The 25,839-nt window shown below is 73.0% G+C and carries 26 protein-coding genes and 1 tRNA gene; 16 read left to right on the top strand and 11 right to left on the bottom strand.

Annotated features, from left to right (window positions below; all coding sequences use genetic code 11):
• Positions 1-156: 156 nt before the first annotated feature.
• Both ACWEGE_RS31115 and ACWEGE_RS31110 read left to right on the top strand, forming a co-directional pair.
• Positions 157-1,560 (top strand): fatty acid desaturase, encoded by a 1,404-nt coding sequence (locus tag ACWEGE_RS31115; RefSeq protein WP_449664005.1) that lies wholly within the window; start codon positions 157-159, stop codon positions 1,558-1,560.
• Between the two features lies 1 nt (position 1,561).
• Positions 1,562-2,188 (top strand): TetR family transcriptional regulator, encoded by a 627-nt coding sequence (locus tag ACWEGE_RS31110; protein WP_449664004.1) that lies wholly within the window; start codon positions 1,562-1,564, stop codon positions 2,186-2,188.
• Here the strand turns inward: ACWEGE_RS31110 and ACWEGE_RS31105 are convergent.
• The 3 genes from ACWEGE_RS31105 to ACWEGE_RS31095 form a co-directional block, all read right to left on the bottom strand.
• Complete coding sequence (locus tag ACWEGE_RS31105; RefSeq protein ID WP_449664003.1) at positions 2,185-3,462, bottom strand: haloalkane dehalogenase; 1,278 nt, start codon at positions 3,460-3,462, stop codon at positions 2,185-2,187. The genes ACWEGE_RS31110 and ACWEGE_RS31105 overlap by 4 nt on opposite strands.
• Before the next feature lie 71 nt (positions 3,463-3,533).
• The gene (locus ACWEGE_RS31100; RefSeq protein ID WP_449664097.1) at positions 3,534-4,733 is read right to left on the bottom strand and encodes a kynureninase; all 1,200 of its coding nucleotides are present in this window, start codon (positions 4,731-4,733) and stop codon (positions 3,534-3,536) included.
• On the bottom strand, positions 4,730-5,101 hold the full coding sequence (locus tag ACWEGE_RS31095; protein WP_449664002.1) for a DUF5997 family protein: 372 nt from the start codon (positions 5,099-5,101) through the stop codon (positions 4,730-4,732). Before ACWEGE_RS31095 ends, ACWEGE_RS31100 begins: the two co-directional genes overlap by 4 nt.
• 42 nt (positions 5,102-5,143) lie before the next feature.
• On the opposite strand from ACWEGE_RS31095, the gene ACWEGE_RS31090 reads away from it, so the two are divergent.
• Positions 5,144-5,836 carry a LysR substrate-binding domain-containing protein gene (locus ACWEGE_RS31090; protein WP_449664001.1) on the top strand — a complete coding sequence of 231 codons (693 nt, stop codon included), beginning with the start codon at positions 5,144-5,146 and terminating at the stop codon, positions 5,834-5,836.
• Between the two features lie 3 nt (positions 5,837-5,839).
• On the opposite strand, the gene ACWEGE_RS31085 is transcribed toward ACWEGE_RS31090, so the two are convergent.
• Positions 5,840-6,121, bottom strand: coding sequence for an isoamylase (locus ACWEGE_RS31085; protein WP_449664000.1), 282 nt, complete (start codon positions 6,119-6,121; stop codon positions 5,840-5,842).
• Positions 6,122-6,324: 203 nt separating this feature from the next.
• On the opposite strand from ACWEGE_RS31085, the gene ACWEGE_RS31080 reads away from it, so the two are divergent.
• Positions 6,325-6,840, top strand: a complete 516-nt coding sequence (locus ACWEGE_RS31080) for a hypothetical protein (RefSeq protein ID WP_449663999.1) — start codon at positions 6,325-6,327, stop codon at positions 6,838-6,840.
• A gap of 55 nt (positions 6,841-6,895) precedes the next feature.
• Positions 6,896-7,063 (top strand): hypothetical protein, encoded by a 168-nt coding sequence (locus ACWEGE_RS31075; protein WP_449663998.1) that lies wholly within the window; start codon positions 6,896-6,898, stop codon positions 7,061-7,063.
• A gap of 72 nt (positions 7,064-7,135) precedes the next feature.
• On the opposite strand, the gene ACWEGE_RS31070 is transcribed toward ACWEGE_RS31075, so the two are convergent.
• Complete coding sequence (locus ACWEGE_RS31070) at positions 7,136-7,933, bottom strand: SdrD B-like domain-containing protein (RefSeq protein WP_449663997.1); 798 nt, start codon at positions 7,931-7,933, stop codon at positions 7,136-7,138.
• 236 nt (positions 7,934-8,169) lie between these two features.
• Here ACWEGE_RS31070 and ACWEGE_RS31065 point away from each other — a divergent pair, with 236 nt between their 5' ends.
• Positions 8,170-11,142 (top strand): BTAD domain-containing putative transcriptional regulator, encoded by a 2,973-nt coding sequence (locus ACWEGE_RS31065; protein ID WP_449663996.1) that lies wholly within the window; start codon positions 8,170-8,172, stop codon positions 11,140-11,142.
• An 83-nt stretch (positions 11,143-11,225) separates the two neighbouring features.
• On the opposite strand, the gene ACWEGE_RS31060 is transcribed toward ACWEGE_RS31065, so the two are convergent.
• Positions 11,226-12,185: a hypothetical protein gene (locus tag ACWEGE_RS31060; protein WP_449663995.1), complete on the bottom strand. Its 960-nt coding sequence runs from the start codon at positions 12,183-12,185 to the stop codon at positions 11,226-11,228.
• Between the two features lie 187 nt (positions 12,186-12,372).
• Here ACWEGE_RS31060 and ACWEGE_RS31055 point away from each other — a divergent pair, with 187 nt between their 5' ends.
• The 6 genes from ACWEGE_RS31055 to ACWEGE_RS31030 all read left to right on the top strand — a co-directional run bounded on the left by ACWEGE_RS31055 (position 12,373) and on the right by ACWEGE_RS31030 (position 19,127).
• Positions 12,373-13,344, top strand: a complete 972-nt coding sequence (locus ACWEGE_RS31055; RefSeq protein WP_449663994.1) for a hypothetical protein — start codon at positions 12,373-12,375, stop codon at positions 13,342-13,344.
• A 33-nt stretch (positions 13,345-13,377) separates the two neighbouring features.
• On the top strand, positions 13,378-14,178 hold the full coding sequence (locus ACWEGE_RS31050; protein WP_449663993.1) for a metalloregulator ArsR/SmtB family transcription factor: 801 nt from the start codon (positions 13,378-13,380) through the stop codon (positions 14,176-14,178).
• The gene (locus tag ACWEGE_RS31045; protein WP_449663992.1) at positions 14,175-14,774 is read left to right on the top strand and encodes a dihydrofolate reductase family protein; all 600 of its coding nucleotides are present in this window, start codon (positions 14,175-14,177) and stop codon (positions 14,772-14,774) included. The genes ACWEGE_RS31050 and ACWEGE_RS31045 overlap by 4 nt, the downstream gene beginning before the upstream one ends.
• 129 nt (positions 14,775-14,903) lie before the next feature.
• Entirely contained in the window at positions 14,904-15,791 is an 888-nt protein-coding gene (locus ACWEGE_RS31040; protein WP_449663991.1) for an NAD(P)H-binding protein, read from the top strand.
• 208 nt (positions 15,792-15,999) lie between these two features.
• On the top strand, positions 16,000-17,211 hold the full coding sequence (locus ACWEGE_RS31035; RefSeq protein ID WP_449663990.1) for a cytochrome P450: 1,212 nt from the start codon (positions 16,000-16,002) through the stop codon (positions 17,209-17,211).
• A 5-nt stretch (positions 17,212-17,216) separates the two neighbouring features.
• The gene (locus ACWEGE_RS31030; RefSeq protein WP_449663989.1) at positions 17,217-19,127 is read left to right on the top strand and encodes a multicopper oxidase family protein; all 1,911 of its coding nucleotides are present in this window, start codon (positions 17,217-17,219) and stop codon (positions 19,125-19,127) included.
• A gap of 250 nt (positions 19,128-19,377) precedes the next feature.
• Here the strand turns inward: ACWEGE_RS31030 and ACWEGE_RS31025 are convergent.
• Positions 19,378-19,451 (bottom strand) — tRNA-Ile (locus ACWEGE_RS31025).
• 185 nt (positions 19,452-19,636) lie between these two features.
• On the opposite strand from ACWEGE_RS31025, the gene ACWEGE_RS31020 reads away from it, so the two are divergent.
• The 3 genes from ACWEGE_RS31020 to ACWEGE_RS31010 all read left to right on the top strand — a co-directional run bounded on the left by ACWEGE_RS31020 (position 19,637) and on the right by ACWEGE_RS31010 (position 21,916).
• Entirely contained in the window at positions 19,637-19,906 is a 270-nt protein-coding gene (locus tag ACWEGE_RS31020; protein WP_449663988.1) for a hypothetical protein, read from the top strand.
• A 190-nt stretch (positions 19,907-20,096) separates the two neighbouring features.
• The gene (locus tag ACWEGE_RS31015) at positions 20,097-21,092 is read left to right on the top strand and encodes a phage baseplate protein (protein WP_449663987.1); all 996 of its coding nucleotides are present in this window, start codon (positions 20,097-20,099) and stop codon (positions 21,090-21,092) included.
• A gap of 5 nt (positions 21,093-21,097) precedes the next feature.
• Positions 21,098-21,916 carry a hypothetical protein gene (locus ACWEGE_RS31010; RefSeq protein WP_449663986.1) on the top strand — a complete coding sequence of 273 codons (819 nt, stop codon included), beginning with the start codon at positions 21,098-21,100 and terminating at the stop codon, positions 21,914-21,916.
• Between the two features lie 16 nt (positions 21,917-21,932).
• Here the strand turns inward: ACWEGE_RS31010 and ACWEGE_RS31005 are convergent, their stop codons facing one another.
• Together ACWEGE_RS31005 and ACWEGE_RS31000 are read right to left on the bottom strand one after the other, a co-directional pair.
• The gene (locus ACWEGE_RS31005) at positions 21,933-22,265 is read right to left on the bottom strand and encodes a dihydrofolate reductase family protein (protein ID WP_449663985.1); all 333 of its coding nucleotides are present in this window, start codon (positions 22,263-22,265) and stop codon (positions 21,933-21,935) included.
• 251 nt (positions 22,266-22,516) lie between these two features.
• Positions 22,517-23,491 carry a bile acid:sodium symporter family protein gene (locus ACWEGE_RS31000; RefSeq protein WP_449663984.1) on the bottom strand — a complete coding sequence of 325 codons (975 nt, stop codon included), beginning with the start codon at positions 23,489-23,491 and terminating at the stop codon, positions 22,517-22,519.
• 96 nt (positions 23,492-23,587) lie between these two features.
• Between ACWEGE_RS31000 and ACWEGE_RS30995 the strand changes: the two genes are divergently transcribed.
• Entirely contained in the window at positions 23,588-24,421 is an 834-nt protein-coding gene (locus ACWEGE_RS30995; RefSeq protein ID WP_449663983.1) for a LysR substrate-binding domain-containing protein, read from the top strand.
• Here ACWEGE_RS30995 and shbA read toward each other — a convergent pair.
• Both shbA and ACWEGE_RS30985 read right to left on the bottom strand, forming a co-directional pair.
• Positions 24,418-25,014, bottom strand: coding sequence for an RNA polymerase sigma factor ShbA (gene shbA / locus ACWEGE_RS30990; protein ID WP_449664096.1), 597 nt, complete (start codon positions 25,012-25,014; stop codon positions 24,418-24,420). The genes ACWEGE_RS30995 and shbA overlap by 4 nt on opposite strands.
• A gap of 146 nt (positions 25,015-25,160) precedes the next feature.
• The gene (locus ACWEGE_RS30985) at positions 25,161-25,649 is read right to left on the bottom strand and encodes an RNA polymerase sigma factor (RefSeq protein ID WP_449663982.1); all 489 of its coding nucleotides are present in this window, start codon (positions 25,647-25,649) and stop codon (positions 25,161-25,163) included.
• Positions 25,650-25,839 lie beyond the last annotated feature (190 nt).

Below are 25,839 nucleotides of genomic sequence, written 5' to 3'. Positions count from 1 at the left end.
GAACGGCCGCTGCCTGGAAGTACTCCCGGCGACCGGGCTCGCGCGGCTGGAGCGGGGTGGCCGCAACGCTCGGTAGCTTTACATTGGATGATCTATTGTCAAACAACCTGGACATCGACTAACCTCCTGTCAACGCAGTCCGCCAAGGAGGGTGTGATGAGCGAAGCGACCGGGACCCTGCCCGCCGGCTCGACCGAGGTGTGGCGCGACCGCAAGCGGTACCTGTGGCTGATCGGCCTGGTCGTGCCGTCCCTGGCGTTCCTCGCCATCGGGCTGCACGCCGCCACCGGGTGGGGCGGCTGGTTCTGGATCGGGCCGGTCGTGATCCTCGTGGTCGTGCCGCTCATCGACCTCGTCGCCGGGCTGGACCGGAGCAATCCGCCCGACGACGTCATCGCGCGGCTGGAGAACGACCGCTACTACCGCTGGATCACCTTCGCCTTCCTGCCCGTCCAGTACCTCGGCTTCGTGGCGGCGTGCTGGCTGATCGCGCGGGGCGAGCTCGGCGTGGCGGACAAGATCGGGCTCGCCGTTTCCATCGGGTGCATCGGCGGGATCGGCATCAACACCGCGCACGAACTGGGGCACAAGAAGGAGAGCCACGAACGCTGGCTGTCGAAGATCGCGCTGGCGCAGAGCTGCTACGGGCACTTCTACATCGAGCACAACCGCGGCCACCACGTCCGCGTGGCGACACCGGAGGACCCGGCGAGCAGCCGCGTCGGCGAAAGCTTCTACCGCTTCTGGCCGCGCACGGTGTTCGGCTCGCTCAAGTCGGCGTGGCGGCTGGAGCGCAAGCGCTACGCCCGCCGGAACCGCCACCCCTACCGGCTCGGCAACGACGTGCTCAACGCCTGGCTGATGTCCGCGGTGCTGTGGGCGGCGATGGTCGCCTGGCTCGGCGCGGGCATCCTGCCCTACCTCGTGATCCAGGCCGTCGTCGGGTTTTCGCTGCTGGAGGTCGTCAACTACATGGAGCACTACGGCATGCTGCGGCAGCGGGTGGGTGCGCCCGGCCGGCGCCGGTACGAGCGCGTGGACCCCAGCCACAGCTGGAACTCCAACAACATCGCCACCAACGTCCTGCTCTACCACCTGCAGCGGCACAGCGACCACCACGCCAACCCGACCCGCCGGTACCAGACGCTGCGCGACTTCGCCGAGTCGCCGGTGCTGCCCACCGGCTACGCCGGGATGATCGTGCTGGCGCTCGTCCCGCCGCTCTGGCGCCGGGTGATGGACCCGCGGGTGCTGGCGCACTACGGCGGGGACATCTCGCGCGCCAACATCCAGCCGGGCAAGCGGGCGAAGGTCCTGGCGCGCTACGGAACCCGCGTCACGGCGGCCGCACCCGAGCTCGCCGACACCCACGGCGACGCCACGGCGGGCGGCCGGTGCCCCGGCTGCGGGTACGTCTACGACGAGCGGCGCGGCGACCCGCGGGAGGGCTTCCCGGCCGGCACGCCGTGGGGGGCGATCCCGGACTCCTGGTGCTGCCCGGACTGCGGCGTGCGCGAGAAGGTCGACTTCGTCGCCCCGGACCGGGTGGGCCCGGCCTAGAATGCCGATCATGAGCAGCGCGGTTCCGGTGCCGCCGGAAGGTGGTCAGCACCGGCGGCCGATCATCGCCGCGGCGATCGAGCTGACCGCGCGGTCCGGCTGGCAGGCGGTCACGATGGCCCGGCTGGCCGAGCTGGCCGGCGTCAGCCGCCAGACCGTGTACAACGAGATCGGTTCCAAGGCCGCGCTGGCCGAGGCGATGGTCGCGCACGAGCTCGACCGGTTCCTCTCGGTCGTCGGCACGGCCTTCGACCGCCACCCGGACGACCTGGTCGAGGCGATCTACGACGCCGTCCGCGGGGTCCTGGAGCTTGCGGACGACAACACGCTGCTGCGCGCGATCGCCTCCGCGACGCACGGCACCGCCCCCGAGCTCCTCCCGTTGCTGACCACCGACGCGGACGCGCTGCTCACCCAGGCGAAGGCGATGCTGGCCGTCCGCGTGGCGGCGTACCGGCCCCCGCTGGCGGACGAGCAGGTCACGGTGGTGATCGACCTGGTCGTCCGCACGGTCCTCAGCCACGTCATGCAGCCGTCGGACACCCCCGCCCGGACCGCGGACGCCCTGGCGTGGGTGGCCGGGCGGGTGCTGGGGGTGTCGGCGAGCCCGCCGCTGCGGCACACCTAGCGCAGCCCGTGCCGGTCCAGCCACGCCGCGATTTCCGCCGCGATCTCCTTCGGCCGGTCCTCCTGCGCGTGGTGCCCGGCTTCCCCGCACGCGACGATCTCGAGCGCGGTGATGTGCTCGCCGCACCACTGCGCCGTCTTCTCGCTGATGAGCAGCGTCGGTGACCCTTCGAACGTCATGAGCAGCTTCGGGGTGCGCTCACTGGCGGCCAGCCACTCGTCGTAGGCCTCGATGCGCTCGACCAGCTCGGCCGGGTCGCCGCCGAGGGGCAGCTGGCGGGCCCAGGCCAGCACCGGGCGGCGGCTTTCCGGCGTCGGGAACGGGGCCAGGTAGGCGGCCAGGTCGTCGTCGGCGACCGGGGTGCGCACGCCGCCGGTGAACGCCTGGCGGATGAACAGGTCCTGCGTCAGCACCAGGTCCTCGCCGACCCCCGGCGTGCGGATCTTCCGCGAGCGCTCGGCCGCCTGCGGGGTCAGGTCGGCCCAGGCCATGGGTTTCACGATGGTCTCGAAGAAGGCGAGCCCGCGCACCCGGCCGGGGTTGCGCGCCGCCCAGTCGAAGGCGAGCGCGCCACCCCAGTCGTGCCCGACGAGGACGACGTCGTCCAGGCCGAGCGCGTCGAACCAGGCGTCGAGGTGGCGGGCGTGGTCGGCGAAGGTGTACGCGATGTCCGGCTTGGGCGAGCGGCCCATCCCGATCAGGTCGGGGGCCAGCAGCCGTCCGCCGCCGACGTGCGGGAGGACGTGCCGCCAGCCGTGCGACGAGCCGGGGTTGCCGTGCAGGAAGACGATCGGGGTGCCGGAACCGGTTTCCTCGTGGTGCAACATGACTGTCCTTTCGGACTCAAGCGGAGTTTCGAGCAGCAGGGTGAGCTCACGCGCCAGCGCCGTGGTGCGCTCGCCGGCCCGGCCGCCGAGCGGGGCGAGGAGCCGGTCGAGCAGCTCGGCCACGGTGGCGATGGCCGGCTCGGTCACCTCGCGCCCGCGGGTGGTCAGGCGCAGCCGGACGGTCCGGGTGTCGGCCGGGTCGCGGGTGCGCTCGACGAGCCCGTCGGCGTCGAGCGTGCGGGCGAGCTTGGAGACGTAGAGCGCTTCCAGGCCGGTGTGGTCGGCCAGTTCGCGCTGGCTCGGGCTCGCTCCGGCGCGCTCCAGGCCGGAGAGCGAGGACAGGAAGACGTACTGCGCGTGCGTCAGCCCGATCGGGGCGAGGGCGCGGTCCACGGCGACCCGCCACTTCGTGGAGAGGCGCCAGACGAGGTGGCCGGGAGTGCTCATGCCAGATACTATACATGGCTACTAAGTACATGGCTACTATTTGGGAGAGGCCCGGCGCCGGGCGATGTGTCTCAGGCGAGCTCGCGGATGCGCTCCATCGCCCGCCGGACCTCGGCGAAGCCGGTGGTGAGCGGGCTCAAGCCGATGCGGATGCCGTCGGGGCGGCGGAAGTCGATGAGCACGCCGTGCTCGATCAGGACGCGCGCGAGCCGTTCAGCGTCCGGGTGGCGGAGGGTGACGTGGCCGCCCCGGCGGTCGTCCTCGCGCGGCGAAGCGACCGTGAACCCGAGCGGGACGAGCCACGCGTCGGCCAGGGCGATCACCCACCGGCCGAGTGCGACGGCCTTGGCCCGCACCCGGTCGATGCCCGCTTCCGCCAGCAGCGCCACGCCTTCCTGGACGCCTGCCATGCCGAGCACCGGCGGCGTGCCGGACAGCGCCCGCCGGATACCGGGGGCCGGCACGTACTCCGCGGCCATGCCGAAGGTGTCGGCCGCGCCCATCCAGCCGGTGATCGGCTGGCCGAACACCGCGTGGTGGCGCGCGTTGACGTAGAGGAAGGCGGGTGCGCCGGGCCCGGCGTTGAGGAACTTGTACGTGCAGCCGACGGCGAAGTCGGCTTCGGCGGCGTCCAGCTCGACCGGGAGCGAACCGACGCTGTGGCAGAGGTCCCAGACGACGAGCCCGCCACGCTCGTGCACCGTCCGCGTGACGGCGGCCAGATCGGTGATCGCGGCCGTCCGGTAGTCCACATGGGACAGCGTGACCACCGCGGTCCGCGGCCCGGTGACCGCGGCGACGTCGTCGCCTTCGGCCCACCGCACGGTGAGCCCGAGTTCGGCGGCGACGCTCTCGACGAGGAACCGGTCGGTGGGGAAGTTCGCGCGGTCGGTGACGATCTCGTCGCGCCCGGGCCGCAGCGCGACGGCGGCCCGCAGCGCCTTGTAGAGGCACACCGACGTCGAGTCGGCGACGATGGTCTGCCCCGGCGCGGCCCCGAGCGCGACGCGGCCGAGCTCGTCCCCGATCTCTTCGGGCAGCGTGAGCCAGCGTTCGTCCCAGGACCGGATGAGCCGCGCACCCCACTCGTGGGCGACGAGCTCCTGCAGCCGCCGCGCGGTGGCCCGCAGCGGACGGCCGAGCGAGTTCCCGTCGAGGTAGGCGACGACACCCGGATCGGTGATCGGCACGAACCGCTCACGGAAGCCGGCGAGTTCGTCCGCGGCGTCGAGGCGGTCCGCCTCCTCGGGCGAGATGTCGGCGGCGCTCAGCGGTGCTTTTCCTTCACCCGTACGGCTTCCTTGCGCACCTCGGCCTGTGTCGCGCGCTCTCGCACCAGCCAGTCCGGGCTTTCCGCCTTCAGCTCGTCGATCTGCTCGGTGGTGAGCGGCTCGGTGATGCCGCCGCGGGTGAGGCCGCCGATGGAGACGCCCAGCTTCGCCGCGACCACCGGCCGCGGGTGGGGGCCGGTGCGGCGCAGCTCGCGCAGCCACTCCGGCGGGTCGGCCTGCAGCGCGTTGAGCTCGTCGCGCGTCACGACGCCCTCCCGGAACTCCGCGGGGGTGGCTTCGAGGTACACGCCCAGCTTCTTCGCCGCCGTCGCGGGCTTCATCGTCTGGGCGGTCTTGTGCGACGTCATGCCGTCCAGGGTAGCCAGCGTCACTCCCGGTAACCTGACCCGGTGACCTCTTTCAAGCTCGCGTACGTCCCGGGGGCGACGCCCGCCAAGTGGGTGCGGACCTGGGGCGAGCGGGTGCCGGAGGTGCCGCTGACCCTCGTCCCGGTCGCCGCCGCCGACGCCACCGGGCTGCTGCGCGCCCGGGACGCCGACGCCGCGCTGCTGCGGTCGCCGATCGACCGGGACGGCCTGCACGCGATCCCGCTCTACACCGAGACGACGGTCGTCGTGGTGCCCAAGGACCACCTGATCGCGGCGGCCGACGAAGTGTCCACCGTGGATCTGGCGGAGGAGGTCGTGCTGCACCCGCTCGACGACACGCTGGAGTGGGCGGCCCGGCCCGGCCGCCCGGCGGTGTCGCGGCCCGAGACGACGGCGGACGCGATCGAGCTCGTCGCGGCCGGGGTCGGGGTGCTCGTCGTCCCGCAGTCGCTGGCCCGGCTGCACCACCGCCGCGACCTCACCTACCGGCCGGTCGCGGACGCGCCGCAGTCGAGCGTGGCGCTGTCGTGGCTGGAGGAGGAGACGAGCGACCTGATGGAGCAGTTCATCGGGATCGTCCGCGGCCGGACGGTGAACAGCACGCGCGGGCGCCCGCCGGCGCCGGCGGAGCGCAAGCGCCCGGAGCGCAAGCCCGCCGCGGCGAAACCGGCCCGGCGCACCGGGGGCGCCGGGAAGCGGCGCCGCCGGGGCTGAGCGTCACGACGCCGAGCAGACGCAGTTGCCGTCGGCGCGGTCGGGCAGGTCGGGGTCGTCGAACCAGTGGCCGCCCTCGCCGAGGTAGCGGAACTGCAGGACGGTGCCCGGTGCCACGTCCACCGACGCCGACCGGCGGCCGTTCGACCGCGGCGTGAGGTGGTGGCGGCCGGGGGTCCAGTCGTTGAACGAGCCCACGACGCTCACCCGGCCGGGCGGCGCGCCGATCGGGAGGCTGAAGGTGACGCGCTGGGTGCCGGCCCGGCTCTTGCTGATCTTGATCACTCAGGAGACCTTTCGCGGGAACGGGTTCGGGGCGTGCTCGGCACTGAGCGCGGACATGATCGCACAGCTGTGACGATTTGGTCACGCCCAGTGCCCGATTGGGTTACGGCGCCGCTCAACGGCCCGCCACTGACCGGGTGATGCTCGGGTGAACCATGATCATCTCGGGGTTGCTTCCGCGTGGCGGTGGGAAACTGACTGCCGTGACCGTCGCCGCTGATCGTCAAGTCAAGGACCCGTGTGCCTGGCTCAGCGCCGTCACCCACGAGCTCGCCGACGCCCATCCGGCCGACACGCGAGCGGTGCTCCTGACGGTGTGGGACGGGCTGGTCGCCGCCCGCCTGGCCGGGCTGTACGCCGCGGCCGCATCGCCCCGCTGGCGGGCGAGACAGCGTCACGCCGAAGCGGTCGAGTTCGATCTCGCCGTGCAGCTGGCGCGGAACTGCACCATCGGCACCGGCCTGGCCATCCCGGCCCGGCTGCCGGGAGCCGCGGTCGCCTGGCCGGGCGAGCGCGCCGACGCGGCGATCGCGGCGGTGGTCTCGTTCTGCGGCACGGCCGAAGGCGTGCTGCGCCGGGCGGGCGAGCTGACACCGGTGTGGGAGGACAGCCTGCTCGGCCCGGTGGCGCTGACCCGCTGGCTGGCCGACTGCTGGACGGGCCGCCACACCGGCTGCCCCCTGCGGCTTCCGGTGCCCCCGCCGCCGTGGTGGCGCTGAGGTGCGTGTCCGTCAGGTGAAGGCTGCGTCGGGGGGAGGGAGAGAGGAGCAGAGGGTGACCGACCCGTGTTCGAGACTCCCGGAGGCAACCCGCGCGGCCGTGCGCGACCTCCTGCTGGCCGAGCTGACGGCGGCGGGACGGCGGGCGCGAGCCGCGGGCTGCGCACCCGAGGTGCTGACAGCGGTGTTCGAGGCCCGCCGCCGTTCGGTCGAGGACGGCTGACGGGCGCACGAGGAAGGCCCGATTCCCTCCCCCCGGGAATCGGGCCCTCCTGCCCCCCTGCCCCCGGCTGGGTCAGCTGGTGGTCAGCGTCGTCGTGAGGACGTCGTTGGCCAGGTCGGGGTCGGTGCTTCCGAACAGGCCCTTCCACGCGGTCATCTTGATCTCGGCGGCGGACAGCGGCTTCTCGACGACCACCCGCGCACCGACGAACTCGTACGCACCCGGGTGACGACGGTCGTAGAAGAACCCGGTGACCTTGCCGGCCGGCTCGGTCGCGTAGTACTTCGGCATGCCGCCGAGGCGCTCGACGACGCGCAGGCCGTCCGGCAGCGAAAGCTGGCCGCCGAACTGGTCGTAGACGTTGCCGACCGGGACCGCGGAACCGATGACGTCGATCACGTCGCCGACCTTCGGGGCCGGGTTGCTGATGATGATCTGGCCGGCCCGGTAGTCGACCTTGGCGGTGGCGAACCCGCTGTCCAGGTGCGTCACTCGCCGGCCGGCGGTCAGGACCACCGGGTCCCAGTGCCTGCCGTCGGCTCCGGCGAACTCCGAGTCGCCACCCACCGTCGTCCAGCCCTGACCGAAGCCGGCGCGGTCGGTCGACTTCACCGAGTAGCTGCCCGGCGGGAGGTTCTTGAACTCGTACTGGCCCTTGGCGTCCGTCTGCACCACGGTGTTGGTGCCCTCGAGCAGCATGTAGTGGCCCGCGATCGCCGGCTCACCCACCTCCCGCAGGCCGTTGCTGTTGCTGTCGAGCCACACGTCGCCGGAGATGGAGCCGGTGTCGGCGGCGTGCGCCGGGCCGGCGAGCACGAGCGGCGCGGCGACGGCGAGAGCGAGAGCGGTCAGGCGAGCGATGTTCTTCATTGCGGTGTTCCCCCTCGGGATTCGTTCTGCTGCTTGCGACAACCAGAACTCTGCCGGGCGGGTCTCCAGGGAACCTCCAGGTGGCTTTTGAGCTTTTCTGGAGGCCGCCGTGTGCGGGAGGATCACAGGATCGTCACGGCGGGGATGATGGGGACAACGGCACCGCGCGCTTTCCGTCTGTAGGGAGGGTTTTCCGGACTGTGGGGGCGAACGTGGAATTCCGGTTGCTGGGCTCGATGGCGGTACTCGTTGCGGGCGAACAGGTCCCGCTCGGCGGCCCGAAGCCGCGCACGCTGCTGGCGGTGCTGCTGGTCAACGCCGGGCGCGTGGTGTCCGTCGACACCCTGCTCGCCGCGCTGTGGGGCGAAAACCCGCCGAACAGCGCTCGTTCGGTCGTCCACACGTACGTCTCCACGCTGCGCCGGATGCTCGGCGACCGGGACGACGCCCTGCGAAGACAGGCGCCGGGTTACATCCTCGACGTCGCCCCCGAGTCGATCGACCTGGTCCGGTTCGAGCGGGCGGTGGGCGCGGGCCGTCGAGCGCTCGCGGCCGGTGACGCGCAGGTGGCTGCGGAGACGTTGGCCGAGGCACTCGCCCTGTGGAGCGGGCCGCCGCTCGGCGGAGCCGAAGGTGAATGGGCCGAGCGGGAACGGACGAAGCTGGCCGAGGCCCGGCTGTCCGCGGTGGAAGCACGGCTGGAGGCGGACTTCGAGCTCGGCCGCGGCGGCGCACTGGCCGGCGAGCTGACCGCGCTGGCCGCCGAACACCCGCTGCGCGAACCGTTGCGCGCCAAGCTGGTGCTGGCGCTGCACCAGGCGGGCCGGCAGGCCGACGCGCTGGCCACCTTCCACGAAGCACGCCGGCTGCTCGACGACGAACTCGGCGTGGAACCGGGACCCCAGCTGCAGGCGGCCTTCCAGACGGTGCTCGCCGAACCCGGCGGCGAAGCGGCGGCACCGGTCGCGGCACCGACGCCGAGCCTGCTGCCCGCCACCATCCCGGACTTCACCGGCCGGCGCGAGGAGATCGACCTCGTGCTGAAGGGGCTGCGCCCGGCCGGTTCGGCCGCCCGGGTCTGCGCCGTCTCCGGCAAGCCGGGGTCGGGCAAGACCACCCTCGCCGTGCACATCGCCCACCTGATCCGCGAGCAGTTCCCCGACGGGCAGCTCTACGCCACCCTCCACGGCAACCAGCCGGCGCCCGCCGACCCGGCCGAGGTGCTCGCCCGGTTCCTGCGGGCGCTCGGGGTGGCCGACGCGGCGATCCCCGGCGGGACGGCGGAGCGCGTCGACCTGTACCGGTCCCTGCTCGCCGACCGGCGGGTGCTCGTGGTGCTCGACGACGCGGCAGGCGAGAAGCAGATCCGGCCGTTGCTGCCCGCGGGTGCCGGCTGCGCGGTGCTGGTCACCAGCCGGGTCCGGCCGGCCGCGCTGGAGGGCGTCACGCTGCTCGACCTGCCCGAACTGCCCGAGGCGGAGACCCTCGAACTGCTGGCCGGGCTGGTCGGGCCGAGGCTGGCGGCCGAACCCGGTGCCGCGCTGGAGATCGTGCGGCTGTGCGGGCACCTGCCGCTGGCGGTCCGCATCGCCGGTGCCCGGCTGGCCGCCCGGCCGGAGTGGCCGGTGGCCCGCCTGGCGCAGCGGCTGGGCCGGAAGCAGCGGCTGCTCAACGAACTCGTCCTCGGCGACCTGGAGGTCAGGGGCAGTCTCGCGGTGAGCTACGACGGCCTCGGCGAGCCGGAGCGCACCGCGCTGCGCCGCCTGGGCCTGACCGGTGTCCAGGAGTTCGCCGGCTGGCTGGCGGCCCCGCTGCTGGACGTACCCGTCGCCGAAGCCGAGGACGTGGTCGAAAGGCTGGTCGACGCGCAGCTGCTCGACCCCGCCGGCACCGACGTCACCGGGCTGGGCCGGTACCGCATCCACGACTTGACCATGGCGTACGCCGTTGAGCTGTGCGAAGCCGAGGAGACCGCCGAAGAGATCCGCGCGGCGCTGGAGCGCGTGGGCACCGACGCGCTGCACCTGGTCCGGCACGCGTCCGGCCGGACACCCCCGCCGGCGGGGTCGGGACGGCTGGACCAGGCCACGCTCGACGGCCTCCGCGCCGATCCGGAAGCCTGGTTCGAGACCGAGGAGGAGCTGCTGGTCGGCGTGGTCGAACGGACCGGCGAACTGGACCTGGTGGCCACCGCGGCCGAGCTGGCTTCGGCGTTGTCCGCCTCGACCTTCGCCGCCCGCAACCAGTTCGGCCAGTGGCGGCGCACGCACACCGCCGCGCTGGCCGCGGCCCGGCGGGCGGGTGACCGCGCGGCCGAAGGGCTGGTGCTGCACGGGATCGCGACGCTCTACTTCGAGCAGGACCGGTTCGACGAGTCGCTGGCGTACTACCACCAGGCGCTCGCCGCGTACGCGACCGTCGGCGACCGCCTCGGCCGGGCCCGGACCTGGCTGAGCCTGAGCTTCGTGCTGCGCGAACGCGGCTCGTTCGCCGAGGCCGAGCAGGCGTTGACCGAAGCGGTCCCGGTGTTGCGGCGCGAAGGGACCGACGAGGAGCTCGCCCGGGCCGAGCACAACCTCGGCATGATCCTCACCGAAGCCGGCGACCTCGGCCACGCGGCGGAGTCCGTGGCCAAGGCGCTGGCGTACTGGCGCGCGTCGGGCAACCGCCGCGGCGCGGCACTGGCCCTGCGGTCGATCGGCATCATCCACCGCGCGGCGGGCCGGCTCGACGAAGCCGCCGACTGCTGCGCCCGGGCGGCGGACGAACTGCGGATCGTCGGCAGCAGGCTCGTCGTCGCCTACGCCGACCAGGCGCTGGCGAAGGTGCGGATCCGGCAGGGCCGGGGCGAGGAGGTCCGTGCTTCGCTCGACGAGGCCCTGAGCACGTGCAACGAACTCCAGGACGGCTTCGGCCAGGCGCTGGTCCTGCGCACCCTCGGCGAGCTCGACCTCGCGGGCGGCGAGCCGGCGGCGGCGTCCGTGCACCTGCAGCGGTCGCTGGAGTGGTGGCACGCGCTGGGCCTGCCGGTCTGGCAGGCGAGGACCCTCCGCGACCTGGCGACCGCGGCGGCGTTGTCCGGGAACGGACACCGCGCCACCGAGCTGCGCGACCAGGCGCAGGCGCTGTTCGTGCGGTACGGCTGCCGCGAGGCCGGCGAACCGCTGCCGCTCCCGGCCGCGCCGAAGCAACCCCGGCGGGTCCGGTAGCGCCCCAAGGCCACCTTGGGTGCGTCTGACGCACCGAAGGCCACCTTGGGGCGGTCGCCGGGAGCCGTGCGGAGGCGGGTGGGTCAGCGGTCCAGGATCGCCAGGACCGTGGCCACGATCTCCGCCACGCGCTCCTGGTCCGCCAGCGCCGCCGCCAGCCAGTCGTCGCCGGCCGGGCCGGCCGGTGCGTGCTCGCCGAACACCGTGCGGACCACCGTCGTCACCGCCGCGGCGGGCGTTTCGCCCCGGTCCAGTTTCGCCTCGATCGCCAGCAGGGCCTGCTCGGCCAGTCCCGCCAGCCGCGCGTCCGCCAGCTCGTGCTCGGCGACCAGCTCGAGCGCCGGGAGCTCGGCCGGCATCGGGGCGACCGGGGCCTGCTTGTGCCCCAGCGGGCGCTCGACGTGCTCGGCGTACCACGCCGGCCGGGTGCGCATCGCGGCCAGCACCCGGTCGACCTCGCGGTCGAGCGGGTCGCGGCCGGCCGGTGGCTCGCCCGTGATCTCGGTGCGCCGCGCCGCCCAGCCGTCCAGGGGCCACAGCTCGGCGCCGGCCGTCGCCGGGACACCGACCCAGATCAGGATCTGCACCGCCAGGTCGCACAGCCACGGATCGCCGTCGAGCGCCTCGGCCAGCCACGCCGGGAGGCGCGGCCGCTGCAGCGCCCCGAGTTCGCCGCGGCGGCGCCGGTGCGCGTCGACCGTGGCCGGGGTGAGCCGGGTCGCCAGCCAGCCCTCGAGGTTCTCGATCGGCCCGGTCGCACGCCGCAGCGCGTGGTCCACCACCGCCTCGACGTCGTCGTGGAAGCGGTCGAGGCAGTCGGGGCGCAGCCATTCGAGCCCGCGGGCGCAGTCCGCGTGGCGGCGCCGGTGTTCCAGCGGCCTGGTGATCCGCGTGAAGACCAGCGGCCACGCCACGGTGTAGACCCCGCCGCGCAGGCGGGCGAGTGCGCGGGGCCGCGCGGCCGCCGCCGAGCCGGCGAGCAGGCCGTCGCGGGCGAGCCGCCGGACGCCGGCGACCTCGGCCGGCCCGGTAGTGTCGAGCACCCTTCCTCCCCGATGCCGACGCCGGAAGTCGACGGGGAAATGGTCGGGCAGCCGGCGAAGCGGAAAAGGTCACGCGCGGGCCGAAATCGCCGCGAACTGGCCAATCCCTGGCCACTCCGGAATCACCTGATCGGCGCAGCCGGTGCCGCCGATCGCCGGGAAGTCCGCATGGCACAATGGAAATCCCATGGCACAGGAGGACGGGCTGCTCCGCGAGCTCACCACGTTGCGGCGCGGCTGGGGATTGGAAGCCGACCGGTTGCGCAGCCGGCTCGGGCCGCTCGTTTCCGGCTGGTGCGAAATCCACCGGACGACCAGCGATCGCGATGCGCGCCGCGTTCTGCGCGAAGCGATTTCGGTCGCGATCGCGGAATTCCCGGACGAAGACAGGCTGGCGGTCAACGTCGCCCTGGGCATCGCCCCCGGCGCGCAGCACGCCCTGCTGAGTGACCGGATCGGCGTCCTCGCGGATCAGCTGCGCGTCTCGGAGCGCACCGCCCGCCGCCGCGTCGACCGGTCGTTCGCCCGGCTCGCCGCGGAGATCGAAGCCGGCAGGCGGCCCGCCGCCGGCGCGCCCGACCCCGACGAGGGCTGGTTCGTCAAGCGGCTCAAGGTGCTCGTCCGGCTCGACACCGCCGAGCCGGAGGTGACCGAGGAACGCCTGATCGTGGCCACCCGCGACGCCCTCGGCCGGATCTCCGCGCAGTTCACGGTGCCGCGCACCGAGGACGGCCGCGACGGCGAGCGCGACGTCGCCGCGGACGCCCGGCACGGCGTCCGGATCAGCGACGGCACCCGGGAGGGCCAGCGGCACTTCCGCTGGCTGCTCGAGCTGCCCCACGCCCTCGACCGCGGCGACACCCACACGTATTCGCTGGTGTACCGCATCCGCGACGGCCTCCCGACCCGGCCGTCGTACGTGTTCGTGCCGTTGGTGACGTGCGAGTCGTTCGAGGTGCGCGTCCGCTTCGACCCGCGGAAGCCGCCGCGGGTGGTGTGGCGGCTGGACCGCGTCCCGCCCTCGGTGCTCGCCGACCCGCCCCAGCCCGGCGAGCCGCTGCCGCTGGACGGCGCGTGCGAGGTGGCGCAGGAGTTCGCCGCGCCGCAGCTGGGGTACGCCTACGGGCTGCGCTGGCTCCCCGGCGAAGATATTCGTTGACGTGAATATTCTCCTGTGTGAATACTGGCCGCCATGGACCGGATCGCCGCAGCACTGGGGGACGCCGCGCGGTGGCGCATCGTCGAACTCCTCGCCGAGCGCCCCCGATCGGTCGGGGAGCTGGCCGAACTGACCGGGCTGCGGCAGCCGCAGACCACCAAGCACCTGCAGACCCTCGCCCGCGCCGGCCTGGTCACCGTCTTCCCGCTGGGGCAGCGGCGCGTCCACGCCCTCGAAGCCGAACCCCTGGCCGCGCTCGCCGGGCGGCTGCGGGAGCTGGCCGGCGCCGTCGAGGCGCACGCGCAGGAGCGGGCCGCCGTCGCCCGGTACCGCGCGACCATCGAGGCGGATGCCGCGGTCGCGGACCGGGACCGCTGGGCGGACGGGCGCAGGTTCGCCTTCGACCGCCTGCTGCCCGCGACGGCCGGCGCGGTCTGGCGGCACTGGACGGACCCCGGCCTGCTGGCGTCCTGGTGGGTTCCGCCGTCGATGACCGTCACCGCCTGCGCCCTCGAACCGCGGCCGGGCGGCCGGGTCGTGCTCGGCTACCGCGACGCCGACGCCGAGTACCTCGCCGAAGGCCGGGTGCGCGTCGCGGACGAGCCCGCCCGGCTCGCGTTCGACCTCGCGGTGACCGGTCCCGCCTCCTTCACCGGCCACTACGACCTCGAGCTGCACCCGGACGCGGGCGGCACCCGGCTGCGGCTGGGGCTGCGCATCACCGCGACCACCGTCGGCGCCGTCCCCTTCGTCGCCGGCATCGAAACCGGCTGGGGCCAGGTGCTCGACCACCTCACCGACGTGCTCTCCGAACGAAAGGACCGAACACCGTGACCGAGCCGACCGGCCGCCGGGTGACCGCGAACCTGAGCCTCACCCTCGACGGGCGCTACCACGGCCCCGCCGGGCCCGCCGACATGGGCGCGATCCTCCCGTACGCCACCACCGAAGTCGCGCGGCGCCACCTGACGAGGATCTGGGAGGCAGCGACGACGGCGGTGCTCGGCAGGCGCAACGCGGAGGGCTTCCTCGGGTTCTGGCCTGCCGTCGCCGCCGACGAGACCGCCGACCCGCGGGACCGCGGCTACGCGAAGTGGCTGGTGGAAGCGGAAAAGGTGGTCTTCTCCACCACGCTGGCCGAAGCCCCGTGGGAGCGCACTCGGCTGGTGAACGCGCCGGCCGCGGACGTCGTCGCCGAGCTGAAGGCCGCGGCCGGGGGCGACATCCTCGTCAACAGCAGCGCGAGCGTCATCAAACCGCTGCTCGCGGCGGACCTGCTCGACCGCCTGTACCTCATGGTCTGCCCCGAAATCGCCGGCGGCGGGCCCCGGCTGTTCGAAGACGGGCTGCCGTCGTCGCGGTGGCGGCTCACCTGCCACGAGACCGGCGAGCTGGGCGAGACGGCGGTGGTCTACGACCGCGTGCGCTGACCTGCGCGGCAGTAGGTGCTGGTTGACGGGTTCCGGAGGCTGGCTGATACTTGCTCACCGGAGGCGGCGCCCGCCAGTGTCCACAGTGGACGCAGGGCCCGTATCAGCCTAGCCGACTGGGGAAAACAGATGACGATCCTGGTGACCGGTGCGACCGGCAACGTCGGCCGCAACGTCGTGGACCTGTTGCTGCGCGGGGGTGCCGACGTCCGCGCGACCTCGCGCGACCCGGACGCCCTCGACCTGCCGCCGGAGGTCGACGTCCGCCGGGCGGACCTCGCCGAGCCGGAAACGTTCCGGCAGGCGCTGCGGGGCGTGGAGAAACTCTTCCTGTACACCCAGCCGTCCGGGGTCGAAGGGGTGCTCGAGGCCGCGAAGGCCGCCGGTGTCCGGCACGTCGTCCTGCTGTCCTCGCTGGCTGCCGCCGGGCGCGATCCGGACCACTGGATCGCGCGGTGGCACCTGGCCGAAGAAGCGGCGATCGAGCGGTCCGGGCTGGCGTGGACGTTCGTGCGGCCGGGCGCGTTCGCCGTCAACTCCTTGCAGTGGGCCGAGTTCGTCAAGAGGGGCGAGCCGGTGCCGATCCTCTACGCGCACTCCTACCTGTCCTCGATCCACGAACGGGACATCGCCGAGGTGAGCACGACCGCGCTGCTGCAGGAGGGCCACGCCGGGGCGAAATACCACATCACCGGCGGGGAAAGCATCACCCAAGCCGAGCAGCTCGCCCTGATCGGCCGCGCGATCGGCCGTGAGCTGCCCTTCGAGGACCTCACCGGCGACGCCGCCCGGGCCGACTTCCGGGCGCGGATCGGCGGGCGGTTCGAAGAACTGGTCGAGGAGGGGACGGTCGGCCGCGCAGACGCGTCGAGCATCATCGAGACGAGGATCCGCTACTACGAAGAAGCTCTCGACGGGCCCGAGGAGATCGACTACACGGTCGAGAAGGTGCTGGGCAAGCCGGCGCGCACCTTCGCCGAGTGGGCGGAGGACCACAAGGCGGACTTCACGAACTAGCGCCACGCGCACCGCACCCCGCCGCCTCCCTTGGGGCGGCGGGGTTTTTGCTGCGCGCCGGGCCGGGGGCGCGGGGACGTCGAGGAATACCAAGTGAGGGGATGCGCGGCCGGCCGGCGCTTGGCTAACGTTCCGGATCCGAGCCGCACCGAGCGCGCCCCGCGCGCCGTGCGGATCGCCGGTATTCCCCGTGCCCGGAGGTGCCCGCATGACCGAAACCGTTGTGTTCCCCCAGGACCGCACCTGTCCCTACCGGCCGGCACCGGCCTACCTCCCGCTGGCCGCGCAGAAGCCGCTCGCCCAGGTCGCGCTCTACGACGGCCGCCGCGTCTGGGCGATCACCAGCCGGGACGTGGCCCGGCGGCTGCTGATCGACCCCCGGATCTCCAGTGACCGCACCAATCCGGCGTGGCCCATGATGTTCGCGAGCATCGCCGCGACGGTCGGCGACGTCCAGCAGAAGGTGATGAAGGTCGTCACCGCGCTGGTCGGGGTCGACGGCGCGGTGCACAACGCCCGGCGCAAGCTGCTCATCCCGAGCTTCACGACCCGGCGGGTCAACGCCCTGCGCCCGAAGATCCAGGAGATCGTCGACCGGCAGCTGGCCGAGCTGGTCGCGGCCGGGCCGCCCGCGGACCTGATCCCGGCGTTCGCCGGGCCGGTGCCGGTGACCGTGCTGTACCGCCTGATGGGCATCCCGGACGGCGATCACGAATACTTCGAGGAGAAGTCGCACCAGCTCGCGGCCGGCCCGGACGCCAACGCGGCCTACGACGAGCTCATGGCCTACATGGCCGACCTGATCGCCCGGAGCCGGCGCAACCCCGGCGACAGCGTTCTCGACGACCTCGTCGAGAACGCCGCCGAACGCGGCACCGGGGGCGAGGCCGGCGAAGAGCTGGTGTCGACGCTGGTCCTGCAGGTGGCCGGGGGACACGGCACGACCGGGACGATGATCTCGCTCAGCACGTTCGTCCTGCTGCAGCACCCCGAACGGCTCGCCGAGCTGCGCGCCGACCCGTCGCTGCTGCCCACCGCGGTGGACGAGCTGCTGCGCGTACTGTCCATTCCGGACGGTGTGTCCCGGCTGGCCGTCGCCGACATCGAGGTGGAGGGCACCACCATCCGCAAGGGCGACGGCGTCTTCTTCATCACCTCGCTGATCAACCGCGACGAGGACGTCCACGAGGAACCGGACTCCCTCGGCTGGCACCGCACCACGGCCCGGGACCACGTTTCGTTCGGGTTCGGCGCCCACCAGTGCCTCGGGCAGAACCTCGCGCGGGTCACGATGGAGATCGCTCTCGGGACGCTGCTGGAGCGCCTGCCCGGTCTGCGGCTCGCGGTCCCGGCGGAGGAGATCCCGTTCAACCCCACCGCGGGGTTCCAGGTGCTGACCGAGCTTCCGGTTGCCTGGTAGGGGAAGTGGACGACTCCGTCGACCGGCGCACCTTCCTCGCCGCCGCGGCGCTCGGCTCCGCGGGCGTCGTGGCGGGGGTGAACCTGCTCGGTCCCGAGGTCTCCCGCACGGCGTCGGCGGCGACCGGCGGGCCTGCGGCGCCGAACTTCGGGCTCACCAAGTTCCTCGACCCGTTGCGGATCCCGCCGGTGCTCCGGGCGCATTCGCGGGGGTACCGGGGCGAGCTCACCGTCACGATGACCACCGCGCGGGCGCGGCTGCACTCCCAGCTGCCGGAGACGACGCTGTGGACCTACGACGGCCACTTCCCCGGGCCGACCATCGAGGTGCGTGCTCACCAGCGGCTGCGGGTCGCGTGGGCCAACGAGCTGACGGGCACGGTCCCGCTGGTCGCGGTGCGGGCCCCGTACGAGGTGCCGACGCCGGCGAACCGGCCCGGCTACCGCGCCGCGGACGGCAGCCTGCCCGCCGGGGTGGAGCTGGTCGAGGGCGTCGCCGAGCTGCCGCCGTGGAACGTCGTGCACCTGCACGGCGCGCTGACGAACGCGGGCAACGACGGCTGGGCGCACAACGGGATCTCGCCGGGGCACGCGCAGCTCGCCGAGTACCCGAACCGCCAGGCCGCCGCCGCGCTCTGGTACCACGACCACGCGATGGCCGTCACGCGCTTCACCGTCCACTCCGGACTCGCCGGGCTGTACCTGGTCCGGGACGAGGAGGAGGACCGGCTGCGGTTGCCCGGTGGCGACCACGAAATCCCGCTGGTCCTGGCCGACCGCAACTTCGACACCGACCCGGCGACGGGGGCGCTCACCGGGCGGTTGCTGTTCAAGTTCCAGTACCTGCCCGCGTCCGGCACGACCGCGCCGGTCACCGGGCCGTTCACGCTGGTCAACGGCGGTGTCTGGCCGCACCTGGACGTCGACGCGCGCTGGTACCGCTTCCGGGTGCTGAACACGGCGAACGGCCGGTTCTTCCGGCTCGACCTGGTCGACGAAGCGGGTGTCGTGCACAACGACGCGGTGCGGATCGCCGGCACGGACGCGGGTCTGCTGCCCGCGCCGGCGGCGGTACCGGCGGGCGGGCTGACGCTGGCGCCTGCCGAGCGGGCCGATCTGATGGTGGACTTCGGCCGGTTCGCGGGGCAGCGGCTGCGGCTGGTGAACACGGGGGCGTCGGTCGAGCCGGACATCATGGAGTTCCGCGTCGAGAGCCGTCGTCGTCCCGAACCGTTCCGGTTGCCGGCCCGGTTGTCGGCTTCGTACGTCCGGGTGGAGCAGGTGCCGGCGGAGCACGACGAGGTGTTCGTGGTGTCGACCCCGCCGGGGGTGGCGGGCCGGCCGCATCCGGAAATGTGGGAGCTGAAGGAGATCACGGATCCGGCGGGGGTGCCTGCGCGGTTGCCGGAGGAGGGTGTCCTGCAGCTGACCGATCCGGCGACCGGGCGGGTGCGGACGTTCCGCAGGGTGGCCCGTCTGTTCGACGACGCGACGTCGATCTTCGTCGACCGGGGTCGCTGGGTGGTGTGGAACCTGCTCCTGCTGGGCGGGGCACCGCATCCGATGCACGTCCACATGGCGCGTTTCCAGCTGTTGACCAGGCGCAGGTTCCCGGACGTGACGGCGTTCGACATCGCGGCGGGCGGCACGTCCCGCCCCCTGCCCGCGCCGGGGGACGGTCCGCCGATCGAGAAGCACGAGGAGGGCTGGAAGGACACGTTCACGGTGTGGGCGGGGGAGTGGCTGCGCATCGCCGGCCGTTTCGAGGACGCGACGGGGCAGTTCATGTACCACTGCCACATCCTGGACCACGAGGACGAGGGCATGATGCGCCCGTTCGTGGTCCACCCCCCGCAGATAAGCCGCTTCCACAAACCCCCGGGAACCACACACCACCCCACCCACAACCCCCATTGACCAACAGCCAACGGCCACCGATCAACGCCCTCGGGGCAGCGCACAACTGCCCCCCGGCCCTGAGCAACGGGTCTTCCCAACGAGGTGCCCTCACCCACCACCAACCGGCACGTCCAAGCGCAAGGCAACCACGACGGGGGTCCGGGGGCGGAGCCCGCCGGGCGGGGTCTGGGGGTTGCACCCCCAGAAAACACGAACGAGCGAGAAGGGCCCGCGCTTTCCGCGGGCACACCTCTCCCACTCGCTCGGGTGGGGCGGGCGGGGCTCGAACCCGCGGCCAAGGGATTATGAGTCCCCTGCTCTAACCAACTGAGCTACCGCCCCCTCAGCACGGCGTGCACAGGCACCCGAGGGTTTGCATGTGCACAGAACACTCAGTTCGCTTCAAGTTATCACAGCGGCCATCCGGGGAGATCCGGTAGGCCAAACAGGTTGAAGTGGCCACCGACCGGCGCAGGCTCGTCTAGGTTGCAAGGGCGTCACCGCTGACCGGAACGGCGGGAGGAAGCATGGGCGCTGCCACCCCGTCCCGTTGCCGGGCAGCCTGGCTGGCGTTGCTGGACGCGTTCGCCGCGGGGGCCGGTCTGGGTTACCTCGCACACGAGTACCGGGAGGTCGTCGTGGCGAATCCCGGGGTCATCGGCTTGGCGCTGCTGCTCTTGTTCGCTCTCGGCTATCTGGTCCGCGTGGTCGTGCGGGCGTTGCGGCGGGCGGGTTCGCGCGTCGACGCGATTTTCGCGGAAGAGCTGGAAAACAAGCCGTCGCCCCGCCCGCGGTGACGGAAAGCCCCGGCGGGCCGGGCTGAAGACGCGGATTTCGCTCGGTTTCCGGGGGTGGACGTCGGGAAATCGACGCCGGCGGGAGCACGGGCCTGGCGGGCCGGCGCCGTTACCCGTGTATCCGCCTTGTACGGCGCCTGTACGCGCTCGATGGAGGCTCTCGCCGACGTTCGAACCAGGAGGCGAGCCCGTGTCGCAGAACCCCGTCCAGTGCATCACCGCGAGAGCGCTTTCCCGGCGCTCGCTGTTCCGCGCCGGAGCGGCGGCCGCCGTCGCGGTCGGGACCGGTGCCCTGCTCACCGGCACCGCCGCGGCCGAGGGCGACGGCATCCCGGTGTCGCCCCACATCGACATCACCCAGCCGTCCACGGACCTGTTCCGCAGCAAGATGCTGCACGAGTCGCACCACGTGATGCAGGGTTTCGCCTTCGACAACGTGAACCGGCGCCTCTTCGTCGTCCAGGCGCAGAACGGCACCTCCGGCGACGACCTCTGCATCAACCAGCTCGGCTTCTCCGGCGAAGTGCTCGGTTCGATGCACGTGGCCCACGCCGGGCACGGCGTGTCGATCGGTGTGGAGCCGGTCGGGACCGCGTCCTACATCTGGATGGAGTGCGACGCCGACGGCACGACCACCGACGCCCGCGGCACCGCGCTGGCGCGCTTCAAGTTCGTCAACGGCGGTACGCCGTCGGTGAAGAAGTTCCTCACCGGGAGCAAGACGATCACCTGCGCGACCGACCCGGTGTACCAGCGGATCGCCGTGCGCCGCAGCGAAGGCGGCCAGATGTGGTACAGCGTGTTCCCGCTCGCGAGTGCCGCCGCCGGCGACTTCTCGAAGCCGCTGGTGCACTTTCCCCAACCCGCGTTGAGCACGAAGAGCGTCGTTTTCCAGGGCTACACGATCCTCGGCAGCAGCCTGTACACATTGGACGGATCGGGCCACGCCGACGCCGCCGACATCGACTCCTACGTGACGCGCATCGACATGAACACGGGAACGGTGCAGGACCGCGACCTCACCCGGGCCGGCTCGACGCTCGTCTACCGCGAACCCGAGGGCCTGGCCGTCTACCGCACGGCCGACGGCGAGACCCGCCTGTTCCTCGGCTTCGGTTCGCGCAGCAGCATGGACAACGTCAACCGCTACGCCAACCTCTTCTACAAGAACGTCCTGGTGGGGTGAGCGGCGTGAAACCGGCTACCGCACTCTTCGCCGGCGCTCTCGCGGCGGCTTCCTTCACCGGCGTCGCCGCGCAGGCGCTGCCGGCCTGCCCGGTGATCGTCAGCCACGGCGGCTACCCGACGGGTGCGAACCCGTGGGACCGCGACCAGCTGCGCGCGCCGAACAACGTCAAGGCGGTCGACGCGCTGATCGGCCAGGGCGCCGGCGGGTTCGAGGCCGACGTCCAGCTGACCAAGGTCGCGGTGGGCTCGGACGGGACGGTCAGCGGCAAGGCGGTGATGTGGCACAACACGTCGACGCACGGGCTGACCGGCGTCAAGAAGAACATCACCGACGTCTACTGGTCCTCGGGCAGCGACAAGCTGGAGGGCCGGACCCTGCAGTGGGGCCCCTACCAGGGGGAAGGGGTCTACTCGCTGCGGCAGTGGCTGGACCACGTCGCGGCCAAGGGGGCGTACGCCGAGCTGGAGGTCAAGCCCGAGACGAAGGTGTTCCTGATCGACGGTTCCGCGGCGGTGAGGGCGAAGGCGTGGAGCGAGATCACCGACCCGGTGCGCGAGCGCTACCAGCAGCAGGCGATCACGGTGTACTCGCACGACCCGGACATCGCCGCGGCGCTGAAGTCCCGCGTGGCGGCGGGGACGTTCCCGGCCGTGCTGGGCGGCGGTCCGTCGTGGCCGGACACGGTGAAGTGGGAGGAGCCGCCGCCGTCGTGGAGCGGGAACGCGGCGAGCTGGCAGGCGAACCTGGCGACGGCTCCGAAGCGGGTGGCGACCAGCTGGACGGCCGACTACCGGAAGTGGCTCGCCGGCCGGTGTTCCTGACCGTCCACTCCGGACTTCACCCGACCCGGTACCAGAGGTTGGCGACGGGCCCGGCGTGGCTCAGCTCCAGGGGCTCCAGCCGCACCCGGGTCCCGCCGGGGTGGTCGAACAGCCGGACGCCGTCGCCGAGCAGGACCGGTGCCACGTGGACCAGCACCTCGTCGAGCAATCCGGCGTCGAGGCACCGCCGCGCGGTCGCGGCGCCGAGCACCGCGACGTAACCGTCGCCGGCGGCGGCCGAGGCGGCCGACACGGCGTCGGTCAGCTCCTCGACCAGGGTGAACCCGTCCGACGGCGCGGCGTCGCGGGTGACCACGAAGATCGGGCCCTGCCAGCGGCCGCCGTACACGCGGCCCTCCGCGGCGGTCGCCGGGGCGAGGTGCGGTGGCCCATCACCACCGCACCGATCCCGCCGATCACCCGCTCGACGACCGGGTTCGGCCCGGCACCCACGCCGGCGAGCCACGTCATGTCGTCGGCGGGACCGGCGACGAAGCCGTCGAGGGACATCGTGATGTGGTAGAGGAGCTTGGCCATGGGGCCGCCTTCCGGTCGGGGACGTCACCCGTACCGACCGGACCGGTCCGGAAAACTCATCGGTCAGGCCGGCACGAGCTCCCGGTCTTCTTCGGCCGCGTAGCGCCGGGCCAAGGTGGCGCAGACGATCAGCTGGAGCTGGTGGAACAGCATCAGCGGCAGCACGATCAGCCCCACCTGGGCGTGCCCGAACAGCACCGTCGCCATCGGGAGGCCGCTGGCCAGGCTCTTCTTCGACCCGCAGAACACGATGGTGATCCGGTCCGCGCGGGCGAAGCCCAGCACGCGGGCGCCCCACCCCGTCGCGCCCAGCACCGCCGCGAGCAGCGCGCCGCACACCACGACCAGCACCAGGAGGTGTCCCAGGTCGAGCCGGTGCCAGATGCCCTCGGTCATGCCCGCGCTGAACGCCGTGTACACCACCAGCAGGATCGAACCGCGGTCGACCAGCCTCAGCGGCGCCGCGTGGCGGGTGATCCAGCCGCCGATCCAGCGGCGGGCCAGCTGGCCCGCCACGAACGGCGCGAGCAGCTGCAGCACGATCCCGAGCACCGCCGACCCGTCGACCCCCGCGCCCTCCCCGGCCAACAGCAGGGCGACCAGCAGCGGCGTCAGCACGATGCCCGCCAGGTTGGACAGGGACGCGCTGCAGATCGCCGCCGCCACGTTGCCGCGGGCGATCGAGGTGAACGCGATCGACGACTGGACCGTCGAGGGCAGCACCGCCAGGAACAGCACCCCCGCCGCCAGCGGGGCCGGCAGCACCGAGGCGGGGAGCAGGAACAGCGCGAGCCCGAGCAGCGGGAACAGGACGAACGTCGCCGCGAGCACCACCGCGTGCAGCCGCCAGTGCCGCAGCCCTTCGAGGGCTTCCTGCGTCGACAGCCGGGCGCCGTACAGGAAGAACAGCAGGCCGACGGCGATCGTGGTGGCGACGCCGAAGCCGCCGGCCACCGCGCCCGACGCGGGCAGCAGGGTGGCCACTCCGACGGTGGCGAGGATGGCGAGGACGAAGGGGTCGAGACGCAAGCGGGACATGGATCTCCTTCCACGGCCATTCTCGGTGCCCGCGCGCTCATTGTGAACCCCGATGACCGGACTGACTGTCATCGCGAATCGCGATAAGCTGACCGGGTGCTGGACCCGCGCCTGTGCCGTTCGTTCCTCGCCGTCGCCGAGACGCGCAGCTTCACCGCGGCCGCGCGGCGGCTCGGGGTCGGCCAGCCGACCGTCAGCCAGCACGTGCGAAGGCTGGAGCGCGACGCCGGCGGCCTGCTGTTCGCCCGCGACACCCACACGGTGGAGCTCACCGAGCGCGGGCAGGCGATGCTCGGCTTCGCGCAGACCGTCGTCGACACCGAAGAGCGCGCCGAGCGGCACTTCCGCGGTGCCGAACTGCGTGGCCGCGTGCGCTTCGGCGTCTCCGAGGACTTCGCGCTCGGGGAGCTGCCGGAGATCCTGCACCGGCTGCGCCGCAGTCACCCGCTCGTGGACGTCGAGCTCACGGTCGAGCTGTCGGACGTCCTGACGCAGCGGCTGCGCTCCGGCCGGCTCGACCTGGTGCTGGGCAAGCGCCGCCCGGGCGCGCACCACGGCCGGCTGCTCTGGCGCGAGCCGCTGGTCTGGATCGGCTCGGCCGCCACGGTGCTGGAGCCCGGCCGTCCGGTGCCGCTGGTGCAGTACCCGATGCCGTCGATCACGCGGCAGCTGGCGGTGGAGTGCCTCGAACGCGCGGGTCTGGAGTGGCGCGCGGCGTGCCAGACGTCGAGCCTGACGGGCCTGCGCGCCGCGGCGGCGGCCGGCCTGGGGGTGACCCTGCACGCGCGCAGCCTGGTGCCGGCCGACCTGATCGAGCTCGACGGCCTGCCGGAGCCGGGCGACATCGAGTTCATGCTGCTGGCCCGCGAGTCGATCGAGGGCCCGGCGGCGGCGCTGGCGGAGTTCGTCCTGGAGCGGGTCCGGCGCTAAGCCTCTTCCCCGGTGAGCAGCCGGCGCAGGCGGCCCAGCGCGCGGTGCTGGGCGACCCGGACCGCCCCGGGCGTCGAGCCGACCGCCGAGGCCGTCTCCTCCGCCGACAACCCGACCACCACCCGCAGCACGACGATCTCCCGCTGCTTCGCCGGCAGCACGTCCAGCAGCCGGGACAGCCGCTCGTTCAGCTCGAACCGCAGGGCCCGCTGCTCCGGGCCGGCCGTTTCGCTCACGCCGTCCGGCACCTCCGGCACCGGGTCGCTGCGGTTGCGGGCCGCGGCCCGGTGGGCGTCGGCCACCTTGTGCTGGGCGATGCCGTAGACGAACGCCAGGAACGGGCGGCCCTGGTCGTGGTAGGACGGCAGCGCGGTGAGCACGGCGAGGCAGACCTCCTGGGCGACGTCGTCCGCCGAAGCGAACGACCGCTCGTGGCGGCCGACGCGGGCCCGGCAGTAGCGGACCACCAGCGGCCGGATGGTCGCGAGCAGGCGCGCGGTCGCGGCGTCGTCGCCGGCGGTCGCGGCGGCGACCGGCTCGTCGTGGCGCCGCCAGTGCGGCGGGAAGGCTTCGGCAGGCTGCGTCGCGGCGATCTGCCGGACCAGCGCCCGGCTGCGCACCCGCAGCAGGGCGCCCTCCACGTCGAGCCCGGCGCGCAGCGAGTCGTGCAGCGCGGCGTTGGACTCCCGCAGCTGCTCGGTGATCACCCGATCCCCGTACTCGGTTGCCGGCATCTCCCTCACCTTTCCCTGTCCCGCTGGTCACCGGGCCGGACGGCCCGGAGTCGCCGGAGGCGTTCCCGCACGTGGCGGAGGGTGGACCGGACGGTCGCGGGAGCGATCCGCAGCGCCTCCGCGATCTGGGACGGCGCGAACCCGTCGAGCGACCACGCCAGCACCATCCGCTGCTTGCCCGGCAGCGCGGCGAGCAGCTCGATGAGCCCCGCGTGCTGCTCGACCAGCCCGGTGAGCTCCTCGTCGGCCCGCGGGTCGCCCGCCAGGGTCCAGTCCGCACGCGCGTCGCCCGGGGCCTCGATCAGCCGCCCGGCGACCCGGCGCACCCACGCGCGCGGGTCCCCGGCGACCGGCCACGCCTCCAGCGCGTGCAGCATCGCCTCGGCGGCGACGTCGCGCGCGGTCTCGACCTCGAACCCGGCCTTGCAGAGGAACGCCACGAGCGCCGGGAAGTCGGCGCGGAAGAACGCGTCGAACTCGTCGTGACCGCACACGGCAACCCCACCACCCCTCGCCCTCAACAGGACAGGTGCGCTGAGCCGCCCGCTACGTGTAACGATTGGGTCAAGACTGCTCGATGGGAGTAATGGACCGCGTTGCCTCGGTGACGGCTCGTGACCAACGAGCGTGGCCGGCTCCGCGCCCGGCGACGCCGAAGTCCGCGAACGGCGGGTTCCGGACACG

It is taken from the genome of Amycolatopsis sp. NPDC004747 (genome assembly GCF_053601335.1).
The sequence above is the reverse complement of the archived record's forward strand: the minus strand, read 5'-3'. Positions and strand labels throughout refer to the sequence as shown.

What these genes read in the sequence shown, in the direction of transcription:
- ACWEGE_RS31115 (WP_449664005.1), top strand. Translation starts at nt 157, where the DNA reads ATGAGCGAAGCGACCGGGACCCTGCCCGCCGGCTCGACCGAGGTGTGG.
- ACWEGE_RS31110 (WP_449664004.1), top strand. Translation starts at nt 1,562, where the DNA reads ATGCCGATCATGAGCAGCGCGGTTCCGGTGCCGCCGGAAGGTGGTCAG.
- ACWEGE_RS31105 (WP_449664003.1), bottom strand. Translation starts at nt 3,462, where the DNA reads ATGAGCACTCCCGGCCACCTCGTCTGGCGCCTCTCCACGAAGTGGCGG.
- ACWEGE_RS31095 (WP_449664002.1), bottom strand. Translation starts at nt 5,101, where the DNA reads ATGACGTCGCACAAGACCGCCCAGACGATGAAGCCCGCGACGGCGGCG.
- ACWEGE_RS31070 (WP_449663997.1), bottom strand. Translation starts at nt 7,933, where the DNA reads ATGAAGAACATCGCTCGCCTGACCGCTCTCGCTCTCGCCGTCGCCGCG.
- ACWEGE_RS31065 (WP_449663996.1), top strand. Translation starts at nt 8,170, where the DNA reads ATGGCGGTACTCGTTGCGGGCGAACAGGTCCCGCTCGGCGGCCCGAAG.
- ACWEGE_RS31055 (WP_449663994.1), top strand. Translation starts at nt 12,373, where the DNA reads ATGGCACAGGAGGACGGGCTGCTCCGCGAGCTCACCACGTTGCGGCGC.
- ACWEGE_RS31050 (WP_449663993.1), top strand. Translation starts at nt 13,378, where the DNA reads ATGGACCGGATCGCCGCAGCACTGGGGGACGCCGCGCGGTGGCGCATC.
- ACWEGE_RS31040 (WP_449663991.1), top strand. Translation starts at nt 14,904, where the DNA reads ATGACGATCCTGGTGACCGGTGCGACCGGCAACGTCGGCCGCAACGTC.
- ACWEGE_RS31035 (WP_449663990.1), top strand. Translation starts at nt 16,000, where the DNA reads ATGACCGAAACCGTTGTGTTCCCCCAGGACCGCACCTGTCCCTACCGG.
- ACWEGE_RS31020 (WP_449663988.1), top strand. Translation starts at nt 19,637, where the DNA reads ATGGGCGCTGCCACCCCGTCCCGTTGCCGGGCAGCCTGGCTGGCGTTG.
- ACWEGE_RS31000 (WP_449663984.1), bottom strand. Translation starts at nt 23,491, where the DNA reads ATGTCCCGCTTGCGTCTCGACCCCTTCGTCCTCGCCATCCTCGCCACC.